Source organism: Compostibacter hankyongensis, from assembly GCF_039541075.1.
GTDB classification, from domain to species: Bacteria; Bacteroidota; Bacteroidia; order Chitinophagales; family Chitinophagaceae; genus Compostibacter; species Compostibacter hankyongensis.
The window spans coordinates 1172252-1195603 of record NZ_BAABFN010000001.1 but is presented as its reverse complement, the minus strand read 5'-3'; the positions used below and the strand labels follow the sequence as shown (position 1 = coordinate 1195603).

General features: G+C 54.4%; 18 protein-coding genes. 6 read left to right on the top strand and 12 right to left on the bottom strand.

The features are described 5' to 3' along the window. Positions 1 to 40 precede the first annotated feature (40 nt). Entirely contained in the window at positions 41 to 1600 is a 1560-nt protein-coding gene (locus tag ABD851_RS04885) for a SusD/RagB family nutrient-binding outer membrane lipoprotein (protein WP_344976255.1), read from the top strand. A gap of 257 nt (positions 1601 to 1857) precedes the next feature. Here the strand turns inward: ABD851_RS04885 and ABD851_RS04880 are convergent, their stop codons facing one another. Further along, positions 1858 to 2157, bottom strand: coding sequence for a chaperone modulator CbpM (locus ABD851_RS04880; protein ID WP_344976252.1), 300 nt, complete (start codon positions 2155 to 2157; stop codon positions 1858 to 1860). Positions 2158 to 2195: 38 nt separating this feature from the next. Continuing rightward, positions 2196 to 3077 carry a DnaJ C-terminal domain-containing protein gene (locus ABD851_RS04875; protein WP_344976249.1) on the bottom strand — a complete coding sequence of 294 codons (882 nt, stop codon included), beginning with the start codon at positions 3075 to 3077 and terminating at the stop codon, positions 2196 to 2198. A gap of 99 nt (positions 3078 to 3176) precedes the next feature. Here ABD851_RS04875 and ABD851_RS04870 point away from each other — a divergent pair, with 99 nt between their 5' ends. From ABD851_RS04870 to ABD851_RS04855, 4 genes are all read left to right on the top strand, one after another. Further along, entirely contained in the window at positions 3177 to 3518 is a 342-nt protein-coding gene (locus tag ABD851_RS04870; RefSeq protein ID WP_344976246.1) for a hypothetical protein, read from the top strand. A gap of 53 nt (positions 3519 to 3571) precedes the next feature. Next, the gene (gene dnaG / locus ABD851_RS04865; protein ID WP_344976242.1) at positions 3572 to 5572 is read left to right on the top strand and encodes a DNA primase; all 2001 of its coding nucleotides are present in this window, start codon (positions 3572 to 3574) and stop codon (positions 5570 to 5572) included. Positions 5573 to 5727: 155 nt separating this feature from the next. Then, positions 5728 to 7026 (top strand): hypothetical protein, encoded by a 1299-nt coding sequence (locus ABD851_RS04860; RefSeq protein ID WP_344976238.1) that lies wholly within the window; start codon positions 5728 to 5730, stop codon positions 7024 to 7026. 29 nt (positions 7027 to 7055) lie between these two features. After that, a complete protein-coding gene (locus tag ABD851_RS04855; protein WP_344976234.1) occupies positions 7056 to 8000 on the top strand; it encodes a hydrogen peroxide-inducible genes activator in 945 nt (314 codons plus the stop codon). 36 nt (positions 8001 to 8036) lie between these two features. Here ABD851_RS04855 and ABD851_RS04850 read toward each other — a convergent pair whose 3' ends face one another. The 6 genes from ABD851_RS04850 to ABD851_RS04825 all read right to left on the bottom strand — a co-directional run bounded on the left by ABD851_RS04850 (position 8037) and on the right by ABD851_RS04825 (position 17432). Continuing rightward, positions 8037 to 9365 (bottom strand): hemolysin family protein, encoded by a 1329-nt coding sequence (locus tag ABD851_RS04850; protein WP_344976231.1) that lies wholly within the window; start codon positions 9363 to 9365, stop codon positions 8037 to 8039. Between the two features lie 12 nt (positions 9366 to 9377). Next, entirely contained in the window at positions 9378 to 10457 is a 1080-nt protein-coding gene (gene scpB / locus ABD851_RS04845; protein WP_344976228.1) for an SMC-Scp complex subunit ScpB, read from the bottom strand. Positions 10458 to 10622: 165 nt separating this feature from the next. Continuing rightward, the gene (atpG, locus tag ABD851_RS04840; RefSeq protein WP_344976225.1) at positions 10623 to 11516 is read right to left on the bottom strand and encodes an ATP synthase F1 subunit gamma; all 894 of its coding nucleotides are present in this window, start codon (positions 11514 to 11516) and stop codon (positions 10623 to 10625) included. A gap of 98 nt (positions 11517 to 11614) precedes the next feature. Continuing rightward, positions 11615 to 12655, bottom strand: coding sequence for a DUF6807 domain-containing protein (locus tag ABD851_RS04835; protein WP_344976220.1), 1041 nt, complete (start codon positions 12653 to 12655; stop codon positions 11615 to 11617). A gap of 48 nt (positions 12656 to 12703) precedes the next feature. Continuing rightward, entirely contained in the window at positions 12704 to 14374 is a 1671-nt protein-coding gene (locus tag ABD851_RS04830) for a RagB/SusD family nutrient uptake outer membrane protein (protein ID WP_344976215.1), read from the bottom strand. 31 nt (positions 14375 to 14405) lie between these two features. Beyond that, entirely contained in the window at positions 14406 to 17432 is a 3027-nt protein-coding gene (locus ABD851_RS04825) for a SusC/RagA family TonB-linked outer membrane protein (RefSeq protein WP_344976212.1), read from the bottom strand. A gap of 252 nt (positions 17433 to 17684) precedes the next feature. Here ABD851_RS04825 and ABD851_RS04820 point away from each other — a divergent pair, with 252 nt between their 5' ends. Next, on the top strand, positions 17685 to 18350 hold the full coding sequence (locus ABD851_RS04820; RefSeq protein ID WP_344976210.1) for a DUF6624 domain-containing protein: 666 nt from the start codon (positions 17685 to 17687) through the stop codon (positions 18348 to 18350). Positions 18351 to 18397: 47 nt separating this feature from the next. On the opposite strand, the gene ABD851_RS04815 is transcribed toward ABD851_RS04820, so the two are convergent. The 4 genes from ABD851_RS04815 to ABD851_RS04800 all read right to left on the bottom strand — a co-directional run bounded on the left by ABD851_RS04815 (position 18398) and on the right by ABD851_RS04800 (position 23336). Continuing rightward, positions 18398 to 19885 carry a sulfatase gene (locus tag ABD851_RS04815; RefSeq protein WP_344976207.1) on the bottom strand — a complete coding sequence of 496 codons (1488 nt, stop codon included), beginning with the start codon at positions 19883 to 19885 and terminating at the stop codon, positions 18398 to 18400. Positions 19886 to 19943: 58 nt separating this feature from the next. Further along, positions 19944 to 20804, bottom strand: coding sequence for an alpha/beta hydrolase (locus ABD851_RS04810; RefSeq protein WP_344976204.1), 861 nt, complete (start codon positions 20802 to 20804; stop codon positions 19944 to 19946). Positions 20805 to 20961: 157 nt separating this feature from the next. Next, a complete protein-coding gene (locus tag ABD851_RS04805; protein ID WP_344976201.1) occupies positions 20962 to 22089 on the bottom strand; it encodes a DUF4998 domain-containing protein in 1128 nt (375 codons plus the stop codon). A gap of 68 nt (positions 22090 to 22157) precedes the next feature. Then, positions 22158 to 23336: a DUF5000 domain-containing lipoprotein gene (locus ABD851_RS04800; RefSeq protein WP_344976198.1), complete on the bottom strand. Its 1179-nt coding sequence runs from the start codon at positions 23334 to 23336 to the stop codon at positions 22158 to 22160. Positions 23337 to 23352 lie beyond the last annotated feature (16 nt).

Here is a 23352-nt window from a genome sequence, read left to right as displayed (position 1 = left end):
TGCACCCGCTGCATATATTGATTAACACACAATTTGTCCTATGCTATACCTCGGAAAATATTACCGCAGCGCAATCCTGATGACCGGCACCGTCCTGCTGCTGGGCGCCTGCACCAAGGATTTCGACAAGATCAACACCGATCATACCAAGCTGAAAGATGTGGACAAGCAACAGGTACCCTACCTTTTTTCTTTTGCGGAAGCCGCATCTTCCAACAAAGGCTCTTCTTACCAGACGGCACAGAATCTCTTTGCCGATCTCTATGCCCAGTACTACGCTACCACTTCCACCGGGTTCCAGACAGACCGCTATTCTATCCGGTACGACTGGCTGGATATCGGCTGGCGGAACGTCTATACACAGGTGGCCCCCCAGCTGCGCGCTGTCCTCGAAAACACCGACACCTCGTCCACTGAGAACGCGCTGGCCCGTATCGTGTGGGTATTCGCTTTTCACCGCCTCACCGATTACTATGGTCCGGTCCCTTATTTCATGGCCGGCATGGATACTACGGTGGTATACGATCCGCAGGATAAGATCTATGACGACTTTTTCAAGCAGCTGACCGGCGCTGTGGAGATCCTGAAAAAGAACGGCGGGGAAAGCCTGTACGGCGACTACGATCTTATCTATTCGGGGGACGTTGCCAAATGGATCAAGTTTGCCAATACGCTTCGCCTGCGGCTGGCCCTGCGGATCTCGGCAGTGGACCCGGCAAGGGCGAAAAAGGAAGCCGAAGCCGCCGTCAGAGATGGAGTCCTTACAGACATCGCCGACGATGCCTATATGTACAAGACGCTCGACGGAACAGATGTTAACGGGCTCGCCTATATTGCCGTCTGGAATGAATTCAGCATGAGCTCCACCATGCTTTCCTACCTCAAGGGATTTGACGACCCCCGCCTGGAAAATTATTTTCAGCCCGCCGTCAAGACAGGAAAATACGCCTCCCTGCGCAACGGGCAGGAGAACACCGACCTGAACAAGGACGCCAATACACCGGCTTATACTTCTCAGATCGGGAAGAGCTGGATCACCTGGGATGGGTCCACCTGGATACCGGACAATACCCGCCACATGGATATCATGCATGCCGCCGAGGCGTATTTCCTGCGCGCCGAAGGAGCCCTCAACGGGTGGGAGATGGACGGTAACGCCCAGGAACTGTATGAGAAAGGAATCGAGACCAGCCTGAAACAATGGGGCGTCACAGATGCTGCAAAGATCAGCAGCTATATCAGCAGCACCCAAAAGCCTGCTGCGCCGGATGATTACCAGCAATCCCCTCCGGTGGATCCTGCCATTACCGTGAAATGGGCGCAGGACGAAGCTACCGAACGGGCACAGATCGGTTTGCAAAAATGGCTGGCCCTGTACCCGGACGGCCTTGAAGCCTGGGCCGAGGTACGCCGTTCCGGCTATCCCAGGCAATACCCGGTGGTAAAATCCGATAATGCGGATCTGCCGCAGGGTTTTATCAAAAGGGTTCCCTATCCGACGGTAGAACAGCAAAACGATGCCAATGCGCTGAAACAGGGCCAGAGCCTGCTTAACGGCCCGGATAATATTGCGACCCCGCTGTGGTGGGACAAGGATTAATCCCCTAAAGGGGTAGGTCAAAGGTGAAAGGTGAAAGGCGAAAGGTGAAAGGCGAAAGGCGAAAGGCAGTTAATGAATTTGATAATTTACTTCGTGCATAATGTTTTTTTATTTGTCTCAGTGAAGGCTTCGCCTTTGATGATGTGCTGATTTGATGATTACTCCATCACCAAATCATCAAATCTCCAAATCATCAAATCAACCGGAACCTCAAACTGGAACCCGAAGCCAGAAACCGAACCCCCTATTGACTAATACTAATCTTCTCCTTCATACATCCTGAGCTTGTTTCTCAGGGCGGTAATCTCTTCCTGCAGATACCGGACCCGCTGCAGCAGGTGGCTGATGGCTTCCACGCCTTCCAGGTTGATGTCGAGATCGTAATGCAGCCTCGACAGCTTCTCCAGCTCCGGCAGGGCGGTCTGGCGGATGAAGGCGCTTTCGGCTACCGTCACCACTTCTATCAGGCCCGAATCTTCCAGGGCGCGGACAAAGGTTGCTTCCACGCTGCAGCGGGTGCAGAATACTTCCAGCGGTATCAGTTCATCTTTCTGCATGATCTTAATTTAATGATCCGGTTGGTCCCTTCGGCGGTTCACTGCCGACCGGCCAGCTCCCGGAACAGTTGCTTTTCCTTTTCGGTGAGGTTCACCGGTAAGCGTACGGAATAGGTTACAAAAAGGTCGCCGTATTTTCCATCCTGCCGGTACACCGGAAAGCCTTTCCCCTGCAGCCGTACCTTCGTGCCGTTCTGCGTCTCAGGAGCTACCTTCAGCTTCACCTTTCCGTCCAGGGTATCCACGATGGCTTCCCCGCCCAGCAATGCGGTGTACAGGTCCAGGTCCACCGTTGTGTAGAGATCGTTCCCCAGCCTTTTAAAGCGGGGGTGATCCGCCAGCGCAAAGGTGATATAGAGGTCGCCGGCGGGGCCGCCGTTGACGCCGGCTCCGCCGTATCCGCGGATACGGATGGTCTGCCCGTTCTCAATACCGGCCGGAATGGTTACCCGGATATGCTTACCGTTGACCGTAAGGGTTTGCTTATGGGTATGGTAAGCATCCTCCAGGCCCAGCTGAAGCTCAGCGTGGAAATCCTGGCCCTTAAACCTCACCCGGCTGCCGCCCCCGCCCCCACCGCCGAACATGGAAGAAAAGAACTCCGAAAAATCGGTATCGGCGTCCGTTCCCGAAAAGGACTGCTCCTGCCCGCCTCCCGGATGGGGACGCGCACCGGCCTTTTCATAGGCTTCCGCATGTTTCCACTCCTCCCCGTAACGGTCGTATTTTTTTCGCTTCTCCGGGTCGCCCAACACCTCGTTTGCCTCGTTGATCTGCTGGAACTTCTGTTTTGCATCCTTGTCTCCCGGATTCAGGTCGGGATGATATTTCCGCGCCAGCTTGCGGTAGGCATCCCTGATCTCTTTTTCCGTTGCCTGTCTGCTTACGCCCAGCACCTGGTAATAATCGATAAATGCCATAAAGGTGCTTTTGTTTTCTACCCCTAAATATAAGGAAAAATGCCCGCCATGGCACCATTCTTGGATATACAGGAACAGACAAGCATAAAAACCAAGGTTATGGACAACACAAAAAAATGGCGGGGCTTGCTCTTTGCCGCCGCCCTGACCCTCTCCGGTGTGCTCACCGGCGTATCCGCTTCTGCGCAGGGTATAGACAGTACTGTTCAAAAGGCGGGTCACAAGATCGAAAAGGCGGGTCACAAAGCCGCCTCCACCGCCTCGAAAGGGGCCTCAGCTGTCGCCGACAAGGTCTATAAGGGAAAAGAAGGTCCCAACGGTGAAACGGTGTATATCGACAAAAAAGACCGGAAGTATTATATTGACGAAAAAGGCAAAAAGGTCCGTCTGAAAGAAGAAGAGATCAGGGATAAGACGGATACGGACGGGGATGGCAAGTAAGGGACTGCCCGACAGCGCGCCGGCATACCGGGGAGAAAAATCCGCTTTCCGGAATGCCGGTTTTTGTCCCTTTTGAGAGAAAATCGCACCTTTATGGTGCAAACCGCCGCCTTCTGATCTCGGAAAATACCATACAGCAGATCCTGTCCCGCATCGATATCGTGGATATCGTAGGAGATTTTGTGAAGCTCAAGAAACGGGGCGCCAACTACCTGGGGCTATGCCCTTTTCATAACGAGAAAACGCCTTCCTTTACCGTTTCCCCCAGCAAGGAAATCTACAAGTGCTTTGGCTGCGGCCGCAGCGGCAATGCCATCGGCTTCATCATGGAGCATGAAAAGTATTCCTATGTGGAGGCCATCCGCTGGCTGGCCCAGAAGTACAACATCGAAGTGGAGGAAACGGAGCTCAGCCCCGAGATCGTCGCCCAGCGCCAGCTGGCCGAAAGCCTTCATATCGTCAACGAGTTTGCGCAAGAATATTTTTCTCATACCCTTTTTGAAACCGAAGAAGGACAGGCCGTAGGCCTCTCTTATTTCCAGGAACGCGGCTTCAGCGAGGACATCATCCGGAAATTCCAGCTGGGTTACAATCCCGACAAACGGGATGCCTTTGCCCGGGCAGCGCTGAAAAAAGGCTACAGCATCGAATATCTGCAGAAAACGGGGCTGGTGGTGACGCGCAACGGGGAACCCGCGGACAACTACCGCGGCCGGGTGATCTTCCCCGTGCATAACCAGACCGGCAAGGTGATCGGCTTCGGCGCCAGGATACTGAAAAGCAACGACCGGGCGCCCAAATACATCAATACCCCGGAAAACCAGCTGTATGTAAAAAGCAAGCTCCTGTATGGCACCTATTTCGCGCGGCAGGCCATCAGCCAGGCCGACGAATGCCTGCTCGTGGAAGGGTATACCGACGTCATTTCCCTGCACCAGGCCGGCATCGAAAACGTGGTAGCCTCGGGGGGTACCTCGCTCACCCCGGACCAGCTGCGCCTGATCAAAAAATATACGGGCAATCTTACCATCCTGTACGATGGCGACGCCGCCGGGGTAAAAGCCGCCCTGCGCGGCCTCGACCTGGCCCTGGAAGAAGGACTGAACGTCCAGCTGGCCCTTATCCCCGACAAGGAAGACCCGGACAGCTATGTGCGGCGGATCGGCGCAGGCGCTTTCCGCGACTTTATCCGCACCCACAAAAAGGATTTTATCTTTTTCAAGCTGGAAGTCTCGCTGGAGGAAGCCGGTAACGACCCGAAACGGAAATCGGAGCTGGTCAACCAGCTGGCCGAAACCATCTCACGCATCAATAAAACCGAACATTTTACCCTGCAGCAGGACTATATCCGGCAGTGCAGCGAAATACTGAAGATCGACGAGCAGGGGCTGGTATCGCTGGTCAACAAGCATCTGCGTGAAAGGCTGCAGAAGCAGGAACGCACCCGCAACCCCGCCGCTGCCGCCGTCCTGCCGGAGGCCGCACCTGCAACGGAAATGCCCGGAGAGGCGGAAGACGGAGCCGAGCTGCTGCTGCAGGACGATAAGCAGGAGCGCGGTCTGGTAAGGGTGCTGCTGGAACACGGACACAGGGCCTGGGATGAGCACAGCACCGTGGCGCAGCATATTTTCGAGGCCCCGCTGGAATACGACCTCATCGATAATGCCGTAGTGCGCCGCATCCTGGAAAGCTACAAGGCGCTCGTGGAGGCCGGACAGCAGCCGGAGACTCGCTTTTTCATCTATCATGCCGACCCGGAGATAAGCAGCCTGGCTGTGGCCGTGCTGCATTTCCCGTACGAGGTGAGTCCCAACTGGAAGGATATGCACGAGATAGAGGTTACCCATCGGGACAGCGTCTACAAGCAGGATGTCAGCTCTGCGCTGAATTACCTGCTGCTGAAAAAGATAAAACGCCTCCTGAATGAAAACCAGCAGGATATGGAAAAAGCCGCTACCCCCGAAGAGCAGATGAGCTGCCTGCAATTGCACCGGCACCTCAAGGAAATGGAATACCAGATCACCGGCAGGCTCGGCACCGTGATCCTGAAGTAGGAGGCTTCCGGTTTGAGGTTTCAGTTTCCGGTTTCTGGCGAGGTTTCCCAGTTTGAGATTGGTGGATGTAAAAATTTTATGTACGTTTGCCTTTGGTAATTAGCATGAATTTAGGCCGTCAAATCCTTTAATTATCAGTAGATAACCTCGTTTTCATGCAAGCAAGGCTACTTCTTATTGCGCTGATCCTAGCTACCTGCCATATGCCGCTGTTTGCCCAGAAGAAGCAGTCTGCGGCAGAAAAGGCCCGCACAGCCGTAAAGGCAGACACCACTATTCATCCGCAGGACAGTTCCGCGGCCGAGTTGCCGCGCGTCGTTTACCAGAATCAGGATACCACCATACGGAAGCTGCTGGACAGCATACAGAAAGTTTCGGACAACGAACGTCAGAACTCCACCGCTATCCAGGGGCTTATGCAGGGCAAGCAGATCGACAACCGCACCAAGTATGAGCTGCTGAAAAACAACCTGATCAATTCTTCGGAAACGTATTACTATCTCAATAAAAAGATCATCGATCTTAAATCGCGTACCACCACCAATAACCTGGACGTCTTTATCTCCTCGCTGAACAACCCCGAAAGCAAGATGCTGGGCTTCTCCTTCAGCGAACGCATTCTCGATATGGTGAAGACGATCGTGCTGGAAGGCAAGGCGGACCGGAACGACCGCAACGTAAAGATCGTGGATGCCACCAACTCCATCATCAACAGCCCGATCTTCAAAAGCCTGACTGCGCTGACGCCCCCGCTGGGCATCGCCAATTCGGTGATGACCTTCTTTCACAGCGTAAGCGTAAACAACAAGGCCATCAATGAGAAAAACCTGAAAAAATTTGAACAGGAGCTGAACAAATACGTAGTCTATTATACTGCGCTGAACGAGGGCAACCAGAAATTCCAGTATGGGCTGAACTTCAACAAGGACCAGCTCAACCTGCTGCACCAGAACATGTTCGACCACCTGCAGTTTACGGCCAGCGCCCTCGGTATGGCCCTGCCCAAAAAGGCGGACAACAAACCGCTGGGCGTGGTGCTGAACGAATATTTCATTCAATTCAATAAGGAAAGCGCAGAAAAGTTCTTTGCCGAACTGGAGAAAAAGTATACCATTCCCGGAACAAGCAAGCTGGATTATGAAAAGCTGCTGCGCGAGAACATGAGCCTGAAGGAAGCCAACAACCAGCTGGAAGACCTCGTGCTGCAGACAAAAAGATTTGAAAATCTTTACAACGAATACTTCACCCTGCTTGATACCTATTACGACAAGGTCAACAGCGCCCTGACCATCGCCCAGGACAACGGGCTCGCCGATAAAAACATCGTAAAGCAAAAACAGGACGAATTCAGGAGCCTCAAGGATGAAGCGGTAACCGATATCCGCGCCTCCATCAACATCAGCGAGCTGCAGCACAACACCGACAATATCAAATACCGGTATAAGATATTCTAAAGTATAGGATTTATCTATACCTTTGCGACATGACCGCCGTTCAGCTGGAGTATATCGTGGCCGTGGACACCTATCGCAGCTTTGTCACCGCCGCAGAGAAATGTTTTGTTACGCAGCCCACCCTGAGCATGCAGATCCAGAAGCTGGAGGATGAGCTGGGGGTAAAGTTGTTTGACCGCAGCAAGCTGCCCGTGACGACTACAGAGATCGGCGAGGAAGTGATCGAGCAGGCCCGCATCATCCTGAAGGAGAATGCCCGGGTACGGGAGATCATAGACAATTACAAAAAGGAGGTGCAGGGCACGCTGCGTGTCGGCATCATCCCAACCCTGGCTCCCTACCTGCTTCCCCCGCTGGTGGCGCAGTTTACGCCCAAATACCCCGCCGTAAAGCTGGAAGTATGGGAATACAATACGGAAGAAATCTGCCGGCAGCTGAAGCAGGAGCGGCTGGACTGCGGCGTGCTGGCCACTCCGCTGGAGGATGCGCAGCTCAGGGAGCAACCGTTGTTCTACGAAAGCTTTGTCGTATACACCTCACCGGATCATCCCCTGTACCGGAAAAAGGTGGTAAAGGCCTCGGAGCTGACCACCCGGGACGTATGGCTGCTCAACGAGGGACACTGCATGCGCAACCAGGTGCTGAACCTCTGCAGGGAGCACAATGATAAATACGGGGACCGCAACCTTGCCTACAATACCGGCAGCGTGGAGACGCTCAAACGGATGGTGGAGCAAAACCGGGGCTGGACGGTGCTGCCCGAGCTCTCCATTACCGAGCTGGAAAACGCCCGTCTCGAAATGATCCGTTATTTCCATTCGCCGGAACCGGTGCGGGAGATCAGCCTGGTCACCCACCGCCACTTCATCAAGCAGGCGCTCATCGCTGCTTTCCGGGAAGAGGTATCCGCCATTATCCCCGAAAAGATGAAGACAAAATCCCGCAAACAGGTCGTGCAGATACAGCTCGGATGAGCCGTCTTTCGCCTTTTACCTTTTACCTTTCGCCTTTTACCCCCCCGGTGGGTCCCGCCGGTCGGCAACCACCTGCAGCAGCACTTTTTCGACCGACTTTTCACCGGTGGACAGGATCGTGATCTCATAATCCCCGGCATGGATACGCTGGTTTTTCTGCGGGAAGTTTTTGTGGATATTCAGGATCAGGCCCGATAGCGTGTCGTATTCATCGCTGTTCGGCAGATCGTAAGGCAGGTATTTGTTGATATCGGAAATTGCATTCTGCGCATCCACCAGAAAGGTATATTTATCCGCTTTTTCGACGATCGGCTTTTCGTCGTCGTATTCATCCTGTATCTCACCCACCAGCTCTTCCAGGATATCCTCCATGGTGACCAGACCGAGAACAGACCCGAACTCGTCCACCACGATGGCCATCTGCTGCTTTTGCTGCTGAAATTCGCGCAACAGGTCTTTGATCTTTTTATTCTCGGGGATAAAATAAGCTTTCCGGACGCAATCCTTCAGCGTCTTTTTGCCAGCATCCTCCTCAGATACCTCATAAAGCGCGCGCAGCACGTCCTTGGCAAAGATAATACCGGTAACCTGATCCAGGTTTTCTTCGTATACAGGATACCGTGAGTAATCTTCGCGGAGCATCAGGGCGGCAGCCTCCTGCAGGGAAAGACGGTCGTCCACCGCTACGATATTCTTCCGGTAGGTAAGTATTTCCTTCACCCGGCGGTTATCAAAATCGAATACATTGTGGATCAGCGCCCGCTCCGTTTCATCGATGGCTCCGCCTTCGTGACTTTCCGATACGATCAGCTTCAGCTCTTCTTCGGAATAGGTCTCTCCTTCCTTGGCCGGCTTCACGCCCGCCAGCTTCAATACCATATTGGCGATGCCGTTCAGCAGCCAGATAAAGGGACGGAAGACCGTATTGAATATCTTCAGGGGGAACGCGATCAGCAGCGAGGTGGATGTGGCATACCGGATCGCCAGGGATTTCGGGGCCAGCTCCCCGAACACGATATGCAGCATGGTGATCACCACAAAACCCACCGGGAGGGCGATCTGGTGGGCCAGGTGCTCGGAGAGGTTAAGATGCAGACCGGTAAACAGCTGTTCCAGCAGCGCAGCTACCACATCCTCCCCGATCCAGCCGAGCCCCAGCGAAGCGAGGGTAATGCCCAGCTGGGTAGCGGCAAGATAATGATCCAGTCTTTGCAGAATGCCCTTTGTGGTGTTGGCCAGCGCCTTGGAAATCCCGGGACGGGTATCCAGCTGGGAAGAGCGGACCTTTACGATGGCAAATTCCGCCGCCACAAAAAATCCGTTCAGCAATACCAGAAATATGGTTATAAAAATATCCAGCCACATGCTTGCACAAAATTAAGCAGCGTTATCCTTATCCGTACCGGGCGCTCCATCATCATCATCTTCTTCTCCTTCATCTTCCCTGTCTTCCTCATCCTCCTCTTCTTCTGCAGCATCCGCATCTTCTCCATCTTCCCCGGTATCGGCGTCTCCCGCATCTTCTCCGGCAGCTGCATCTTCTGCTGTAACGTCCGCCGCATCCTCCTCCCCTGCCGGCTCATCTTCCCCGGCGCGGCGCGCTTCTTCTTCGGACTGCGCTTCCGCCGCGAACGACGCTTCTCCGGCAAACAATCCGGCCTCATCTTCCGCCGCGGGCTGATCATCGGCGCCGGGCTGCTCCGCTTCCGGAGATCCGGACCCGTTTTCCGAAATATCAGTCCCTTCTTCCGTCCCGGTATGCTCGGCAGTCTCCGGCTCGGCTTCCTGCGGGAAAGCAGTAAGCCGTCCGCCTTCCGATACGGAAAGGTGTACCCCGTTGAGCACCACCCCTTCCTGGTTTTCCGCACCGGCTTCCGGCGCACGCAGGTCTGTGGGCGCAGCATCTGCAGGGGAGAATATCTCCTTGATACGGGGCAGGTCGGCAGGTGAATTGAGCCCGAAATAATCCATAAAAGACCGGGAAGTGGCGTACAGCAGCGGCTTGCCCGGCAATTCTTCGTTACGCCCGGCAATAACGATCAGCTCTTTTTCCAGCAGCTTCTGTATGGCATAGTCGGCGCTCACCCCCCGGATGCTTTCCACATCGCCTTTGGAAACGGGTTGCTTGTAGGCAATGATCGCGAGGGTCTCGAGAGAGGCGGGCGATAGCTTTTTGAGGTATTTATCGCCGTTGAGCTGGGCTACGGCCTTATGATATTCCGGTTTGGTCAGAAACTGGTACCCGCCGCCGCTCTGCCGGATATCAAACGCATAAAACTCCGAGGCATATTTTTCCCGGATGGCGGATACAGCGGCTTCTACCTGGTCCAGCGTAGCCTTATCTTCCAGAAAGCCCAGGGCATTGTTCAGCAGTTCTACGATCTCCAGCGCCGGCAGCGGCCGGTCCGAAGCAAATATCAGGGCTTCCACATGCGGGATAATCTGTGTGATCTCCATGGTTCTTTTCGTTCTTTGCGGCTTTTACCGTCCCCTGTAAGGTCATACCGTTGACCCGTGTCTGGCGGTGGGAAGAGGGCCTGTAAAAAAAAGCGTCAAAAGCCAAAATACAGCCTTTGACGCTTTCTGAAAAAATTATTTCAACCGCTGTGGATTATTTGTGAATTATCCGGCCAGGGCGGCGGCACCGCTGACGATTTCCGTCAGCTCGGTAGTGATCGCGGCCTGGCGGGCACGGTTATAGGAAATACGGAGGGAACGGAGCAGCTCATCCGCATTTTCGCTGGCCTTGTCCATGGCAGTCATGCGGGCCCCGTTTTCGGATGCCCATGCATCCAGCGTGGCTTTGAACAGCTGGGTATTCAGGATCCGCGGCATCAGCTCCCGGATCAGCGAAGCTTCGTCCGGCTCAAAGATAAAAGCGGCCTTCAGCGCTTTCTTACCGGCTTCGGGCTCCGGCTGGATGCGGGGAATAGGCAGAAAACGCTCTACTTCATAGTGCTGGACAGCAGCATTCACAAAGCGGCTGTAGATGATCTCCACCACATCGTACTGCTGCGCTATAAATCCTTCCATGGCGGCGGCGGCAGCCTGCTGTACCCTTTCGAAAGAGAGATCGATAAGCAGATCCCGGAAGCGGGTGTCCAGCTTAAATCCGTTTTTGGCAAAATGATCGGCTCCCCTTTTCCCGACCGGCATAAGGGTCACATTTCCCTTTTCGAACTGCGCGGCATAGCGTTCCCGGATCGTCTGTTTGGCCAGCTTGATAAGATTGGCATTGTAGCCCCCGCACAGTCCGCGGTCGGAGGTGACCACGATCAGCAGCACTTTCTCCACCGGGCGCTCCTGGGCCAGGCGCAGATCCACATCCCCGTCGCTGTTGCTGACGATGTTCTGCAGCATCTCCTGCAGCTTTTCCGCGTAGGGCCGCATTTGCAGGATAGCGTCCTGCGCACGGCGGAACTTCGCGGCGCTCACCATCTTCATCGCCTTGGTGATCTGCTGGGTGGAGCGAACGGAACTGATGCGGTTACGTACTTCTTTTAGCTGGCCGGGCATATATTATGTACTTAATAATTAACTACTTACGGATAAAACAATCCCCGTATCCGGAAATTTCGCGCAAAGATACGGCAAGCGGTTGGATAAACCCAATGCTAATCGGATGCTTTGGCAAAGACGTCGGCCATTTTATTCAGCTGCGCGGCCGTGGGCGGCGCATCCCCGTCGGTGATCAGCACCCGGTACCGGAAAGTTACGGACTGCCCCGGCTGCAGCTGCAGGTTCAGGGCTTCTTTTCCTTTGCTGAATACCTTTTGTCCGAGCGGGTTGGCCGCGAAGAGACCATACCCGCGGGCGTGCCAGTAGGTGGGATAGCCGGGATTGCCGGGATGATCGAAGATGACGATGCTCACCGTTTCGCCCCCCTTTTTACCAAACAGCATACACCAGCGCCCGCGCGTAGCCCAGGCGTCGTCGCCGGTTTTTCCCTCGCTGGTCAGGTAATCGCCGCTGGCCACATCGTCTTTATCCGCAGCCACGGTGGTGACGTTGCCGCTGTTGTCGGCAAACTGCTGGGGCTTTTTTTCGGGAAGCTGCAGCTCGCGGGCGACGCGGATACCCAGCATGCCGTCCTTTACATCGGCAAAGGTCACCGGCCGTACCGCCGTAAGGGTGGTAATACGGTCAATGGTGCGCCGGTGTTCATCGCCGGAAAATACATAGGTGGTCTGCTCGTTCAGCAGCACGGTTCTGTCCTGCTGCTGCCATTCCGCCGTGACCTTCAGCACGCCCTTCTTCCCGCTGCGGGCCTCGAGGATGCGCTGGGGGCGGATCCAGCCGTAATGGGATTTTTTCTCCGCCGGGATGGCATAGGAATTATTCCAGAAGTCGAGCCCGTTCACGCTTTCATAGTTGAGCCACATGCCGAGATGATGCGGATGGTCGGTAGGCTCGCCGGAGCGCGGGTCCAGCGGGAAGCCCCGGGTGACGATCTGTCCGTCTGCCGTCCGCAGCGGATACAGCACCGGCTTCTCAAGGGTATCGGGATAGAGGTAGGTGGTAAAAGGTTTCCCGCCCACCAGCACATCCACTTTATGGGCATCCGGATGGGAAACCAGCTGCACATGCTGGCCAACAGCGAGGGTACCGGAGCAGAGCCCGGCGCCGGCCAGGAGAAAAGACTTGAGTTTTCGCATGGAGTAGTTTTAAAGCAGCCATGAAGTTAACACATAACTTTAGCAATATCAATAACCTTCGTTTTGCGGAAACTCGTTGGTGGTACGGTCGATCTGATCCTGCGGAATGGGCCGCAGCACATGAAAGTCTTTTATATTGGGGCCGCCGTCGGGATTATAAGCCCTCACGCGGGTCAGCAGCTGATGGGTACGCACCAGGTCGAACCAGCGGAATTGTTCCCCGATCAGCTCCCGCCCCCGTTCATCGAGGATAAAATCCATATTCAGCTGAGCTGCCGTAATATCCATCGCTTTTTTATGTTCCCCGGTCTCGGCGGGAGTAGCGCCCGGCTTTGCCGCTCTTTCGCGGAGCGTATTGATGTACCGTACCGCTTCGGCGGTTTTGCCCGTCTTCATCAGCGCTTCGGCGGCGATGAGATAATCTTCGGCCAGCCGGAAGGCGATAAAAGGCCGGACGCCGGAAGCCTGGTTGTCGGCGCGCAGGGCATCGTCGAACTTGTTCAGCGAAGGATACAGCTTTTGGGTGTAGTTGCGCGGCGGCACCACCAGGTAGGGCTTGGAGGCAATAAAGGCGTCGCTGACCTCATGCCCCGGCAGCCAGATGGCCGTGTCTCCCACTTTGAATTTCGGCTGGTGCGTAGCCGGATCCTGGGGGATGGAGCCGGCGTTATTGGCATACCATACGGAGGTAAACCATTTATCATAACGGTCGTCATTCACCCGGTCCCTGTACAAGGTATCCAGCAGAAAAGGTGTGGGGGTAAACCGCTTCCAGGGCGTGCCGTTCTTCAGGTCGCGGAGCATGCCCGGCAGCACATCGTACTGCATGAGGAAGAAACGGGAGGCATAGTTCTCGCTGGTATTGTCGTTACGAACGCCCTCGTCGTTGTTGTACAGGGGATCAGTGGTATACTGCACGGTCCAGACCGATTCCGCATTATGCTCATTTCCCTGTTCAAACACCTTCCCCACATCATCGAGCAGCTGGAAATCATAGTTGTGGATAACATGGCCGGCATATTCGGCGGCATGGGCATAGTCGTCCGCCTCCGCTGCAGCCGAGGAAGCGCGGGTAAGATAGACGCGGGCCAGCAGCTGCTCGGCAGCCGGCCGGGCAGCCCTGCCAACCTCGGGCTGGCTCTCCGGAAGATTTTTCACCGCATACTGCAGATCGCCGACAATGCTCTGGTATACTTCTTTCACCGGGGCGCGGGTAGCCTCCGTCTCGATCTTGGTATTCTCATGTACCTTCAGGGGCACCGGGCCGAAAAGCTGCACGAGGATGAAATAATAGTGAGCGCGCAGAAAACGGGCTTCCGCCACCCGTTCATTTTTGGTCTGTTCATCCAGGTCCGGAATGGTATCCGCCCGGTCCACCACCGCGTTGCAGGTATTGATGGCCACATAGAAATCGTTCCATACCTCGTTCACATGCGCATAGCGCGCATCCAGCTGCGCCGTATACTGATTGACATATTTAAAGCCGCCATCCGATCCGTTGGTATAGGTATCGGTGCCGAAGACGGTCAGGGTCATTCCCCGCTCCGAGCTGTAGAAGGAACGCATGCCCACATAGGCCGCATTGACGGCCGATTCAAAGCCGGCCTTCGTATTGTAAAAATCATCCGTTACACCGCTCACTACCTCTTCGTCCAGCAGGTTGTTACAGGAGGGCAGGGCAACGACGCCCAGCAAAAGCATCCAATATAGTCGTTTCATAATCGTAATTTTTAGCAGGTTTTCTAAATCATCAGAAGCGGACATTTACCCCGAAATTCACCATATAGGTGGCAGGGACGTCGATGGGCAGCGTACCCTTGTTGCCGGAATCGATCCCTTCCGGATCAATGCCGTGATATTTCTGCCGGTATGGGGCGAGGATCAGGGGTTGCTGCACGCTCAGGTAAGCCCTCAGCGACTGCATCTTCCAGCGCTGGACCATTTCTTCCGGGAAATTATACCCCAGCGTGATGTTCCGTATCTTGAAGAAAGAGCCGTCAAAGTATTTCAGGGTGCTGTTGTACAGCGGACTTTCCTGGTTCTGGTTGGGACGCGGAAAGGCGTTGGTGGGATTATCGGGCGTCCAGTAATCGACATTCAGGTTGTTGTAACGGCCGAAGAGCGTGGTCAGCGAGGTGTAATAATCGCTGGAGATCATATCGCCTACCCGGGCAAACATCACGATGGACAGGTCAATGCCCTTATAGCTGAAACGGTTGGTCATACCCGCGGTCCAATCCGGCTGCCGGCTCCCGAGGATCACCCGGTCCTCGTCGTCAATCTTGCCGTCATTGTTCTGGTCTTTGACCCTGATCTCTCCCGGGTTCTGACTGTACTTGGCCGCTTCGTCTTTTTCATCCTCCTGCCAGATGCCGATCTTCTCATAATCGTAGAATACATTGAGAGGCCGGCCGATGAACCAGCCATTGCCGATGTCATCCTCCTCGCCGCCGTAGAGCTTCAGTATCTTCTCGCGGTTGAGGGTAACGTTCAGGTCGGTGGACCAGCTGAAGCCGTCGTGATCATTCCGGATATTATCGCTGGAGATGCCCAGCTCTATACCCTGGTTCTGGGTGGCGCCCACGTTTTCGAGCACGCTTTTAAATCCGCTGGTATAGGGCAGCTGCCGCTCCATCAGCAGATCGGTGGTTTTCTGCCGGTACACATCCAGCGATCCGGATATCCGCTCGTCGAAAAAGCCGAAATCGAGTCCTGCGTTGATGGAAGCCGTGGTTTCCCAGGTGAGGTCGGGGTTCCGGATCAGGTCCGGCCGGTAGCCGACGACGCCGTTATTTCCCAGGAGGTAGCCCACCCGATACAGGGCGCCCTGGGTCTGGTAGGGCTCAATGCCCGTGTTACCGGTTTGCCCGTAGCTGGCGCGCAGCTTCAGGTTGTCCACGACGCGGGAATCTTTCAGAAAATTCTCGCGCGACAGGTTCCAGCCCAGCGCCACGGAGGGGAAATATCCCCACTGATGTCCCGGGGCAAAGCGGGAGGAGCCGTCGGCACGCAAGGTAAAGGTGGCGAGATAACGGTCGTCAAAACCGTAATTCACCCGGCCCATGAACGATAGGATGGTCCATTGCTCGAGTCTGCTCGACTTGCCTGTTACCTGGGAGGCGTCCCCAAAGTTGAAATATCCCTGGTCTTCCACCGATATCCCTTTTACATCGGTACGGGATTGCTCGTTGTGCTGCCGCTGTATGCTATAGAGACCGGTCACGTCGAGATTGTGTTTCTGCGCAAAGATCTTTTTATAGGTCAGCAGATTTTCCACGGTATAGGCATACTGGTATTCGTTGGACTGGTAGGCCGTAGCGTCGCCGCCGCCGATCAGCAGGTCGGTCGTCTCTTTCCCCCTGAAATTACCCAGGTTGTCCTGGTAGATGTCCGATCCGAAATTCAGCCTGTATTTCAGCCCGTCCAGTATGGTCACTTCCCCATAGAGGCTGTTGAAAGCGCGCATCCGCCGCCGCCGTTCTATCCGGGCACCGTCTACATAATCTGCCAGGGGGTTGGGCATCTGGTTGTCATCCACGGGATAGAGGATCAGCTTTCCCTCGTCATCATAAGGTTTCCCAAGCGGATTACTGCGCATGGCATTGCCCAGGCCGTTGTATCCTTCGCCGTTGCGGTAGCTGAGTGTGCTCAGCGAGGAGATGCCGACCTGTACCCTTTTGCCCAGCTGCTGGTCGATGTTCACCTGGAGGTTATAACGCTCATAGTTCTGTACCTGCTGGATACCCTGGTCCCGGAAATAACTGCCGGCGATGGCATATTTCGTCTTTTCGGTACCGCCGGATACGCCCAGCTCATGGCTGGTCTGGTAACCCGGACTCAGTAACAGCCGCTGCCAGTCGGTGGAAACGCCGTTCTTGATATTTTCCAGTTCGGATTTGCTGAAAATCTTACCGTCCGAGGCTTCGGGATTTTTATCGTCATAGCTGCCATTCGGCGGACGGTTGGCTTCCCTGCGCATCCCGGCGAATTCGGGACCGTTCATGACATCGATATAACCGAGGGGACGCACCACACCGTAGTAGCCGTCATAGGAAACGACGGGCCTGCCTTCCTTGCCCCGTTTGGTGGTGATGAGGATGACCCCGTTGGCCCCGCGCGAGCCATAGATGGCGGTGGCGGAAGCATCTTTCAGCACATCCATGGAGGCGATATTGGCGGGGTTGATATCGTTGATGCTGCCGGAGAAGGGTATGCCGTCCACGATATAGAGGGGTCCGTTCCCGGCAGAAAAGGAGCGGTTTCCCCGGATGCGGACCTGCGGTTCCGACCCGGGCCGGCGGGTGGAGGTCACCACATCCACTCCGGCAGTGCGGCCCTGCAGGGCCTGCTGGGCATTGGTGACCGGCACTTCGCGGATGGAGCGGGAGTCCACCGAAGAGATGGAGCCGGTGACATCTTTCCGCTGCTGGGTGCCATAGCCGACCACTACTACTTCGTTGAGGGCTTTCTGATTACCCGAAAGGGCCACCGACAAAGTGGTGCGACCGTTGAGGGCCACGGTTTTGGCGGTATAGCCGATATAGGTAAATACCAGGGAATCTTTAGTGCCGGATGCCGGCAATCTGAAGTTGCCGGTGGCATCGGTAACGGTGCCGGTAGTTCCTCCCTTTACGCTCACCGACACGCCGGGCAGGGCTGCCCCCGTGGTCTGATCGGTTACTTTGCCGCTGATCTGCAGCTGCTGGGCCTGCGCCTGCAGCGTAAACCACAGGGGCAGGCATAGCAGCGCCCTGCACTTCAAAAGATAGTACTTCATCAATAGGTGTTTTTAAATCAAAAAAAGAACTTCCCGTGTTTTCACACCGGTCTGCGCAGATATGCTCCATCCGCTGCCAGGAGATTATTTTATCTTTGCTAAATCGAAATTATAAATTACTTTTCTAAAAGCAATCGTTTGCATTTTAATTATTTCTAAAATGGTAACGAAAAAGGTCCGGGAAAAATTATATGAGGCTGAAAAAAATGGATGGGACATTCCATTTTAAGAAAAGTACCTATCTTCAGCAAGATGAAGCTATTATTTTCTCATTTGTTATTATTAACGTTACTGAACACCCATACTGCTTTTAGCCAGGCAAGGATCAATATCACTTTAAAAAGACAACTGGACAGCGTTATGATCCTTGATCAGCAATACAGAGGCATACTGACGGAAATGTCTGATCCCCTCAAAAGAGATTCCATTTCCAGGGCTCTTTCCATACCCCAAAAAGAACTGGAATCCAGAATATGGAAGCTGCAGAGCGAGATCGATTCCTCCAATCTAATCTTTATAGAACATGTTTTCCGCCAGTATGGCTATCCCGGCAAATCTCTTGTAGGATCACCTTCAAATGAATCGGCCTGGTATGTAATACAGCATTCCGATAAAATCGAAAAATACATCGACCTTATATATGAAGCCGGCCAAAAAAAGGAGCTCCCTTTCAGACTTGTAGCGATGATGGAGGACCGTTACCTGGTGAACCAAGGGAAGGAACAGGTATATGGCACCCAGGTCACTTGCCGTTTACTTAAAAACGGAAAAAATGAATGTTTTGTGTGGCCCATTAAAGATGCTGAAAAGGTTAATGAACGCAGGAAAAAGGCCGGATTCGACCAAACAGTAGAGCAGAATGCAAAACGGCTGGGGGTGATATACCGGGTGGTAAAACTATCGGAAGTAAAGCTATAGAAGCATACCGGCTTCAATACAGCCGCCCATCGTGTAAGTCTTTCCGGCTATTGCTGTCGCTTGTCATATATCCCCGTATTCCCTTTCTCCCAGGTCTTCATCAGTGCTTTTACAATATCGGGATGTTGGGCCGCCACGTTATGATTTTCCCAGGGGTCGGTCTGATGATCATACAGCTCGATGACGGGTTGCGCTTTCCGGAAATACCGGGTCAGCCGGTAGCGGGCTGTCCGTACGGTGATCCCGTTCCGGAAATAGCTGTAGGCGGCTTCATTCCAATGCCGAGCATGGGGATTCCGGAGCAGCGGCGCCAGACTTTGCCCATCCGTTCTATGCGGCATGGGTACGTCGCACAGGCTCATCAACGTAGGATAAACATCGACAGCGCTCACCACCTTATCGCAGACAGCACCCTGCTTCATCGCCGGCGTCCGGATCATCAGCACGCTGCGGAGCGCCCATTCAAAGATGGTATGCTTGCCCCATACCAGGTCGTCGCCCAGGTGCCAGCCATGATCGCTCCAGATCACCACCACCGTATTTTTGTCCAGGCCCGCGGCTTTCAGGGCATCCAGCACTTTCCCTATCTGCGCATCGGTATAGCTGATACAGGCATAATAAGCATGACGCAGCTTCCGGGCATAAGCATCCGAAACGGCGGCATTCAGCGAAGCCTTCTCCTCTCCCAGCTTATACTGGTTAAATTCCGCGCTGCCATGCAGGCTGGCCCGGTTTACATTTTCAGGAATGCCGGGTGAGGGGGTCAGTGTGATCTTGGACTCATCATACATATCCCAGTACTTCTTCGGCGCATTGAACGGCAGATGCGGCTTGAAAAAGCCCACCGCCAGGAAGAAGGGCTGTTTTTTGGCGCCCAGCTCCCTGAGCTTTTTAACGGCCAGTGCGGCGGTAAGCCCGTCAGGATAGCCCTCATCGTTCACATCAGCAGCTTCATAAGGCTTTATTTCACCTTTCTTACTTTGGCGGTTGGAGCCGTCCGCATATCCGAAAAAGGCATTCCAGCCGGTCTTCCATTTGCCGGGGTCAAAGAGCATCTCATTCCAGCTGTGGGGCAGCTCCAGCTTATCGCTCTTCGGCGCCGTATAGGGGTATACGTAGCCGTCCACATAGTGGCTGATCTTTCCGATGCCGACAGTATAGTAACCGTTGCGTTTCAGCTGTGCGATAAAGGTCTCCGGCTCTGCCGTTTCGGGCTTTCCCGATATCTTCATCGCAGCAGCCTCATTGCTCAGATCCGCCTTTTCCCGGGGTAGCATGCCGGTAAGTATGCTGGCCCGGGAAGCGCCGCAGGTGGGCACCGTAGCGTATTGCTTGCTAAACAGCATCGAGGACCCGGCGAAGCGGTCCAGATTGGGAGAATGCACCTGTTGGCTGCCGTAGCAACCCAGATCAGGGCGCAGATCGTCAATACAGATAAAAAGCACATTGGGACGCTGGCCGGCCGGCTGCTGCTGGGCATAACCTGCTGTAATCGCCAGCATAAAAAGAAAGATCAGGCATGTCTGCTTTGTCATCGTACAATATTTCCGTTTCAAACAATAAAATGAGGAGACCCTTCTCAGGGCTTCCGGGTCAGGGATACCGGCGCAACAGGGACGGGACCGGAGGCAGTATGCCGAGGCGGACCAGAAAAGCATCCGCTTTTATGCACGTGGCCAGGCTCCATTCAGGCTTATTGTAAAAACCGTGTTTTTGCTCCGGCGCAATCCATAACTCCGTGGTCACCTGACGCTTCTTCAGCTCCCCGTAAAACTGTTCACCGGGCGGACCCCATTTCGTATCCCCGTCGCCGTAAAACAAAATGGCAGGAGGCGTCTGTCTGCTTAATTTATCAAAAGGCTGCAGCGCCGGGTCTTCGCCGGGGCTGTAGGCAGGGTTATACAATACCAGGGCGAGCGCCCGGGTAGATATCGTGGTATCGTCCTGCGGATCGTTGACGCGACGATCCAACGCTGCCATGGTAGCCAGATGCCCTCCGGCAGAGCCGCCGCCGAGCACGACCTTCGCGGTATCAATACCCAACATGGCAGCATGGCTTCTTACCCAGCGTATCGCGCTTTTGGCATCACGGAGACAGATCTCCTTTGTGCCGGCAATGCCCTGCGCCTTCCGGTCCATAAACCGGTACGATGCCGTGACCGCCACCATACCGCGGCCCGCGAAATAGCGACACTCCTGCTCCATCGACTGCCGCTTCCCGCCTACCCATCCGCCGCCGTGAAAGAGGATAATGACCGGGTAGCCGCCTGACCCCCTCGGGAAGGACGGCGTGAATACTTCAAGCTGCAGCGCTCTTGTTCCCGCCTGCTTATAGGTGTAGGTACGGAAGGGAAGCAACGTGGTATCCGCGGCAGCGGCAGCGTTGACCGCTAAAAATGTCAACAGTACCCCCGCAAGACCATTTCTTAACCTCAGACCTGTCCAGCTCATCATACATGACCGTTTGGTGCAATAAAAAATCTTTATGCTCCGCTCATCTTATTCATGAAGGAAGCCTGATAAAAATACATTTTTAACCTGGCAATTTTACGATCCGGGATAAATTGAAACTAATTTGCCTTTTTGTACCGCAGCACGCTGCCCGAAATACCTAACGGCGGTATACACCGACCTCCGCCAGTGAAACATTGGGTTTGTTCCGGTATACCGTATTGCAAACCACACGGAAATATCGGAAGCTTTCCCGGGTAGTAAGATCAATATGTTGTAAGTCGCCCTCATCCGCCAGCTCGTAGGTGCCCAGCGAGCGCCATTGCGTTCCGTCGTCGCTGACCAGCAGCTCAAAAGCCTGTACGCGCGGATCTGCAGTGGGGGTCCGTTGCTGAAAGGAGAACCCGTCTACCGGAGCTATCGTTTTCCCCATGTCGACCATAAGGACATGAGGGAAATCCGTATTTGCCTCGTTGACCCAGATGGTGCCGGGATCGTTGTCGATGATGCTTCCGGGACCGTTGCCCTGCCGGTAATCAGAGGCGGTAGCCGTCCATCCGGTCTTGGGATATTCCACCGGCGCTCCTATTACCCGTATGGTATCATAGGGAGTATAAAATGTATCTATGGACAACGAATCGGGCAGATACATTGTCCGGTACCGGAAATTATCCGCCGTGCTGAAATCATAATCTTCGATAAATGAGGTATCCGCATCTGCCGGTACAACGGCAAGCCGGCCGGCACCTGTCGTATCCGCATAGCGCAGCTCGATGCCGGCCATCTTTGCCTCAGGCCGGCCCCATACGATCTGCAGGGAATCATTATTGAACAACGCTTTTTCGATGATACGGTTGTGGAGGGAACGTATATAATTATCCCCAAATACTTCTCCTATGGCATAGGCCGGTACGGAGGAATGACCTTCGTCGTCATAGGTAATGACCTCAAAAGAATAGGTGCCTTCCGGCATATCCGGCAGGATCACATTTATAGTGTCCACACCGGATGTTTTTTGTATCGTGACTGCCGACGAGTCCGAACGGTTGTTCCAGTAAACCACCGCCCGCTTTATGGCCGGATCCGATATCGCCAGCCAGGACAGTTTTATACGGTTATGGCCGGGATAGGCCTTCAGGGAATCGGCTTTACCCACATATACGCGCGGACCCTTGCTGAGAAGGTCCCGGTAAGTAGCATCCATTTTGCTGCAGGCGTGAATGCCGCAGACGGCTATCAGCAGGCAAGCTGCCCTGAGGATAGGCCGGTCAAGCAACCTGATCTTCATCTCTATGTCGTTTATCTATATGAATGATAACACTGATTGCGGTACAGAACGGTAATCCGGAACCCGGATCACTGATCATTTCCGTAAATATTAAGTTCCAGGATAGATATATTGGACCCGCTCCATACTTCCAGCGTCTTGAAACGTATATACCTGAACGGTGGGGTGCCGGGCGGAAATTCATAGTTTATCCCCGCCTGGGAATAGGCCCTGTCCTCATCGGTGACGGTCCCCTGCGGCGACCCGGAAGGCTTGATCATCTCGCAGTCCAGTAACTTTGTCCAGCTCTCCCAGCTGCCGTCGGACGCCGGATCGTTGGAGCCCCATATCTCAAAAAGCCGGGGAACGTTTGAATAAGCAAAGCTGCCGTCTGACCGGGGATAATAGGTGAACCGGCTCAGCGAGGCCGTTACCCCCAGATCAAAAGTAAAGGACTGGGGAAAGCCTTCTCCGGCTTTACTGGAAAACATGGCATGGCTCTCGCCCGTAGGAATGATCCCGTCCCAGAGCTTGGACATGGGCTTCTGGCCGTTCGGTTCCCAGTTATCCTGGCTAAGGTGCACCTCCTTGAATTTGCTTTTATCAAGCTGTTTTTCAAAAAGCGGAGTGAGCTCGGCCGTAACGGTATCCGAATGGTTGTCCCAGTGGTCTTTCACAAAGACGGCAAATCTCCTCCTGGTGGTATCAAAGCCGCGGGCGGCAAAAGCGCCCTGCTTCATCTTTGTATAGAAGTTATCCGCCAGCTTCATCTCGCCGGTGGAGTCCTCTGCCAGCACGGTCATTACGACGTTTGCTTCGCTGGCATTCCTGAACTTTACGGTCACCCCTCCGAACGTCCTTTCCAACTCCAGGGACCGGAACACCTCCTGCACGGGAGGCGTCAGCGGATGTACGGTCACGGTCACCGGCTCCGACATCTTCTCGCCCCGGCTCACTGCGTACAGGGTTACCGTATAGCCCGAGGTGTCCGGAAACCCTTCCACCAGCAGGCCGTTGTTGAAATAGGAGGACTTCGCTTCTCTTTCCACCCCTTTACGGATCGAATAGGTCGCCTTTACATAGAGCATGTCCTTGCTTTGCGGCAGCGTATAGGTAAGAAGGGCGGCACCGGGCAGGTTTCTCACCTGTACCCCGCTTACCGGATCCGGCGCCTTATCGTTCACGAATATTCCCGGGTCATCTTCTTCCCTGCACCCTGCCAGCACCGGGAAGAGGAACAGAAACAACAGATATTTATACATGGTCATTTTATTTGCGTTTTTG

What these genes read in the sequence shown, in the direction of transcription:
- ABD851_RS04830 (WP_344976215.1), bottom strand. Translation starts at nt 14,374, where the DNA reads ATGAAACGACTATATTGGATGCTTTTGCTGGGCGTCGTTGCCCTGCCC.
- ABD851_RS04875 (WP_344976249.1), bottom strand. Translation starts at nt 3,077, where the DNA reads ATGGCATTTATCGATTATTACCAGGTGCTGGGCGTAAGCAGACAGGCA.
- ABD851_RS04885 (WP_344976255.1), top strand. Translation starts at nt 41, where the DNA reads ATGCTATACCTCGGAAAATATTACCGCAGCGCAATCCTGATGACCGGC.
- ABD851_RS04825 (WP_344976212.1), bottom strand. Translation starts at nt 17,432, where the DNA reads ATGAAGTACTATCTTTTGAAGTGCAGGGCGCTGCTATGCCTGCCCCTG.
- ABD851_RS04820 (WP_344976210.1), top strand. Translation starts at nt 17,685, where the DNA reads ATGAAGCTATTATTTTCTCATTTGTTATTATTAACGTTACTGAACACC.
- ABD851_RS04860 (WP_344976238.1), top strand. Translation starts at nt 5,728, where the DNA reads ATGCAAGCAAGGCTACTTCTTATTGCGCTGATCCTAGCTACCTGCCAT.
- atpG (WP_344976225.1), bottom strand. Translation starts at nt 11,516, where the DNA reads ATGCCCGGCCAGCTAAAAGAAGTACGTAACCGCATCAGTTCCGTTCGC.
- ABD851_RS04835 (WP_344976220.1), bottom strand. Translation starts at nt 12,655, where the DNA reads ATGCGAAAACTCAAGTCTTTTCTCCTGGCCGGCGCCGGGCTCTGCTCC.
- ABD851_RS04880 (WP_344976252.1), bottom strand. Translation starts at nt 2,157, where the DNA reads ATGCAGAAAGATGAACTGATACCGCTGGAAGTATTCTGCACCCGCTGC.
- ABD851_RS04870 (WP_344976246.1), top strand. Translation starts at nt 3,177, where the DNA reads ATGGACAACACAAAAAAATGGCGGGGCTTGCTCTTTGCCGCCGCCCTG.
- dnaG (WP_344976242.1), top strand. Translation starts at nt 3,572, where the DNA reads ATGCCGGTTTTTGTCCCTTTTGAGAGAAAATCGCACCTTTATGGTGCA.
- ABD851_RS04800 (WP_344976198.1), bottom strand. Translation starts at nt 23,336, where the DNA reads ATGACCATGTATAAATATCTGTTGTTTCTGTTCCTCTTCCCGGTGCTG.
- ABD851_RS04805 (WP_344976201.1), bottom strand. Translation starts at nt 22,089, where the DNA reads ATGAAGATCAGGTTGCTTGACCGGCCTATCCTCAGGGCAGCTTGCCTG.
- ABD851_RS04810 (WP_344976204.1), bottom strand. Translation starts at nt 20,804, where the DNA reads ATGATGAGCTGGACAGGTCTGAGGTTAAGAAATGGTCTTGCGGGGGTA.
- scpB (WP_344976228.1), bottom strand. Translation starts at nt 10,457, where the DNA reads ATGGAGATCACACAGATTATCCCGCATGTGGAAGCCCTGATATTTGCT.
- ABD851_RS04850 (WP_344976231.1), bottom strand. Translation starts at nt 9,365, where the DNA reads ATGTGGCTGGATATTTTTATAACCATATTTCTGGTATTGCTGAACGGA.
- ABD851_RS04815 (WP_344976207.1), bottom strand. Translation starts at nt 19,885, where the DNA reads ATGACAAAGCAGACATGCCTGATCTTTCTTTTTATGCTGGCGATTACA.
- ABD851_RS04855 (WP_344976234.1), top strand. Translation starts at nt 7,056, where the DNA reads ATGACCGCCGTTCAGCTGGAGTATATCGTGGCCGTGGACACCTATCGC.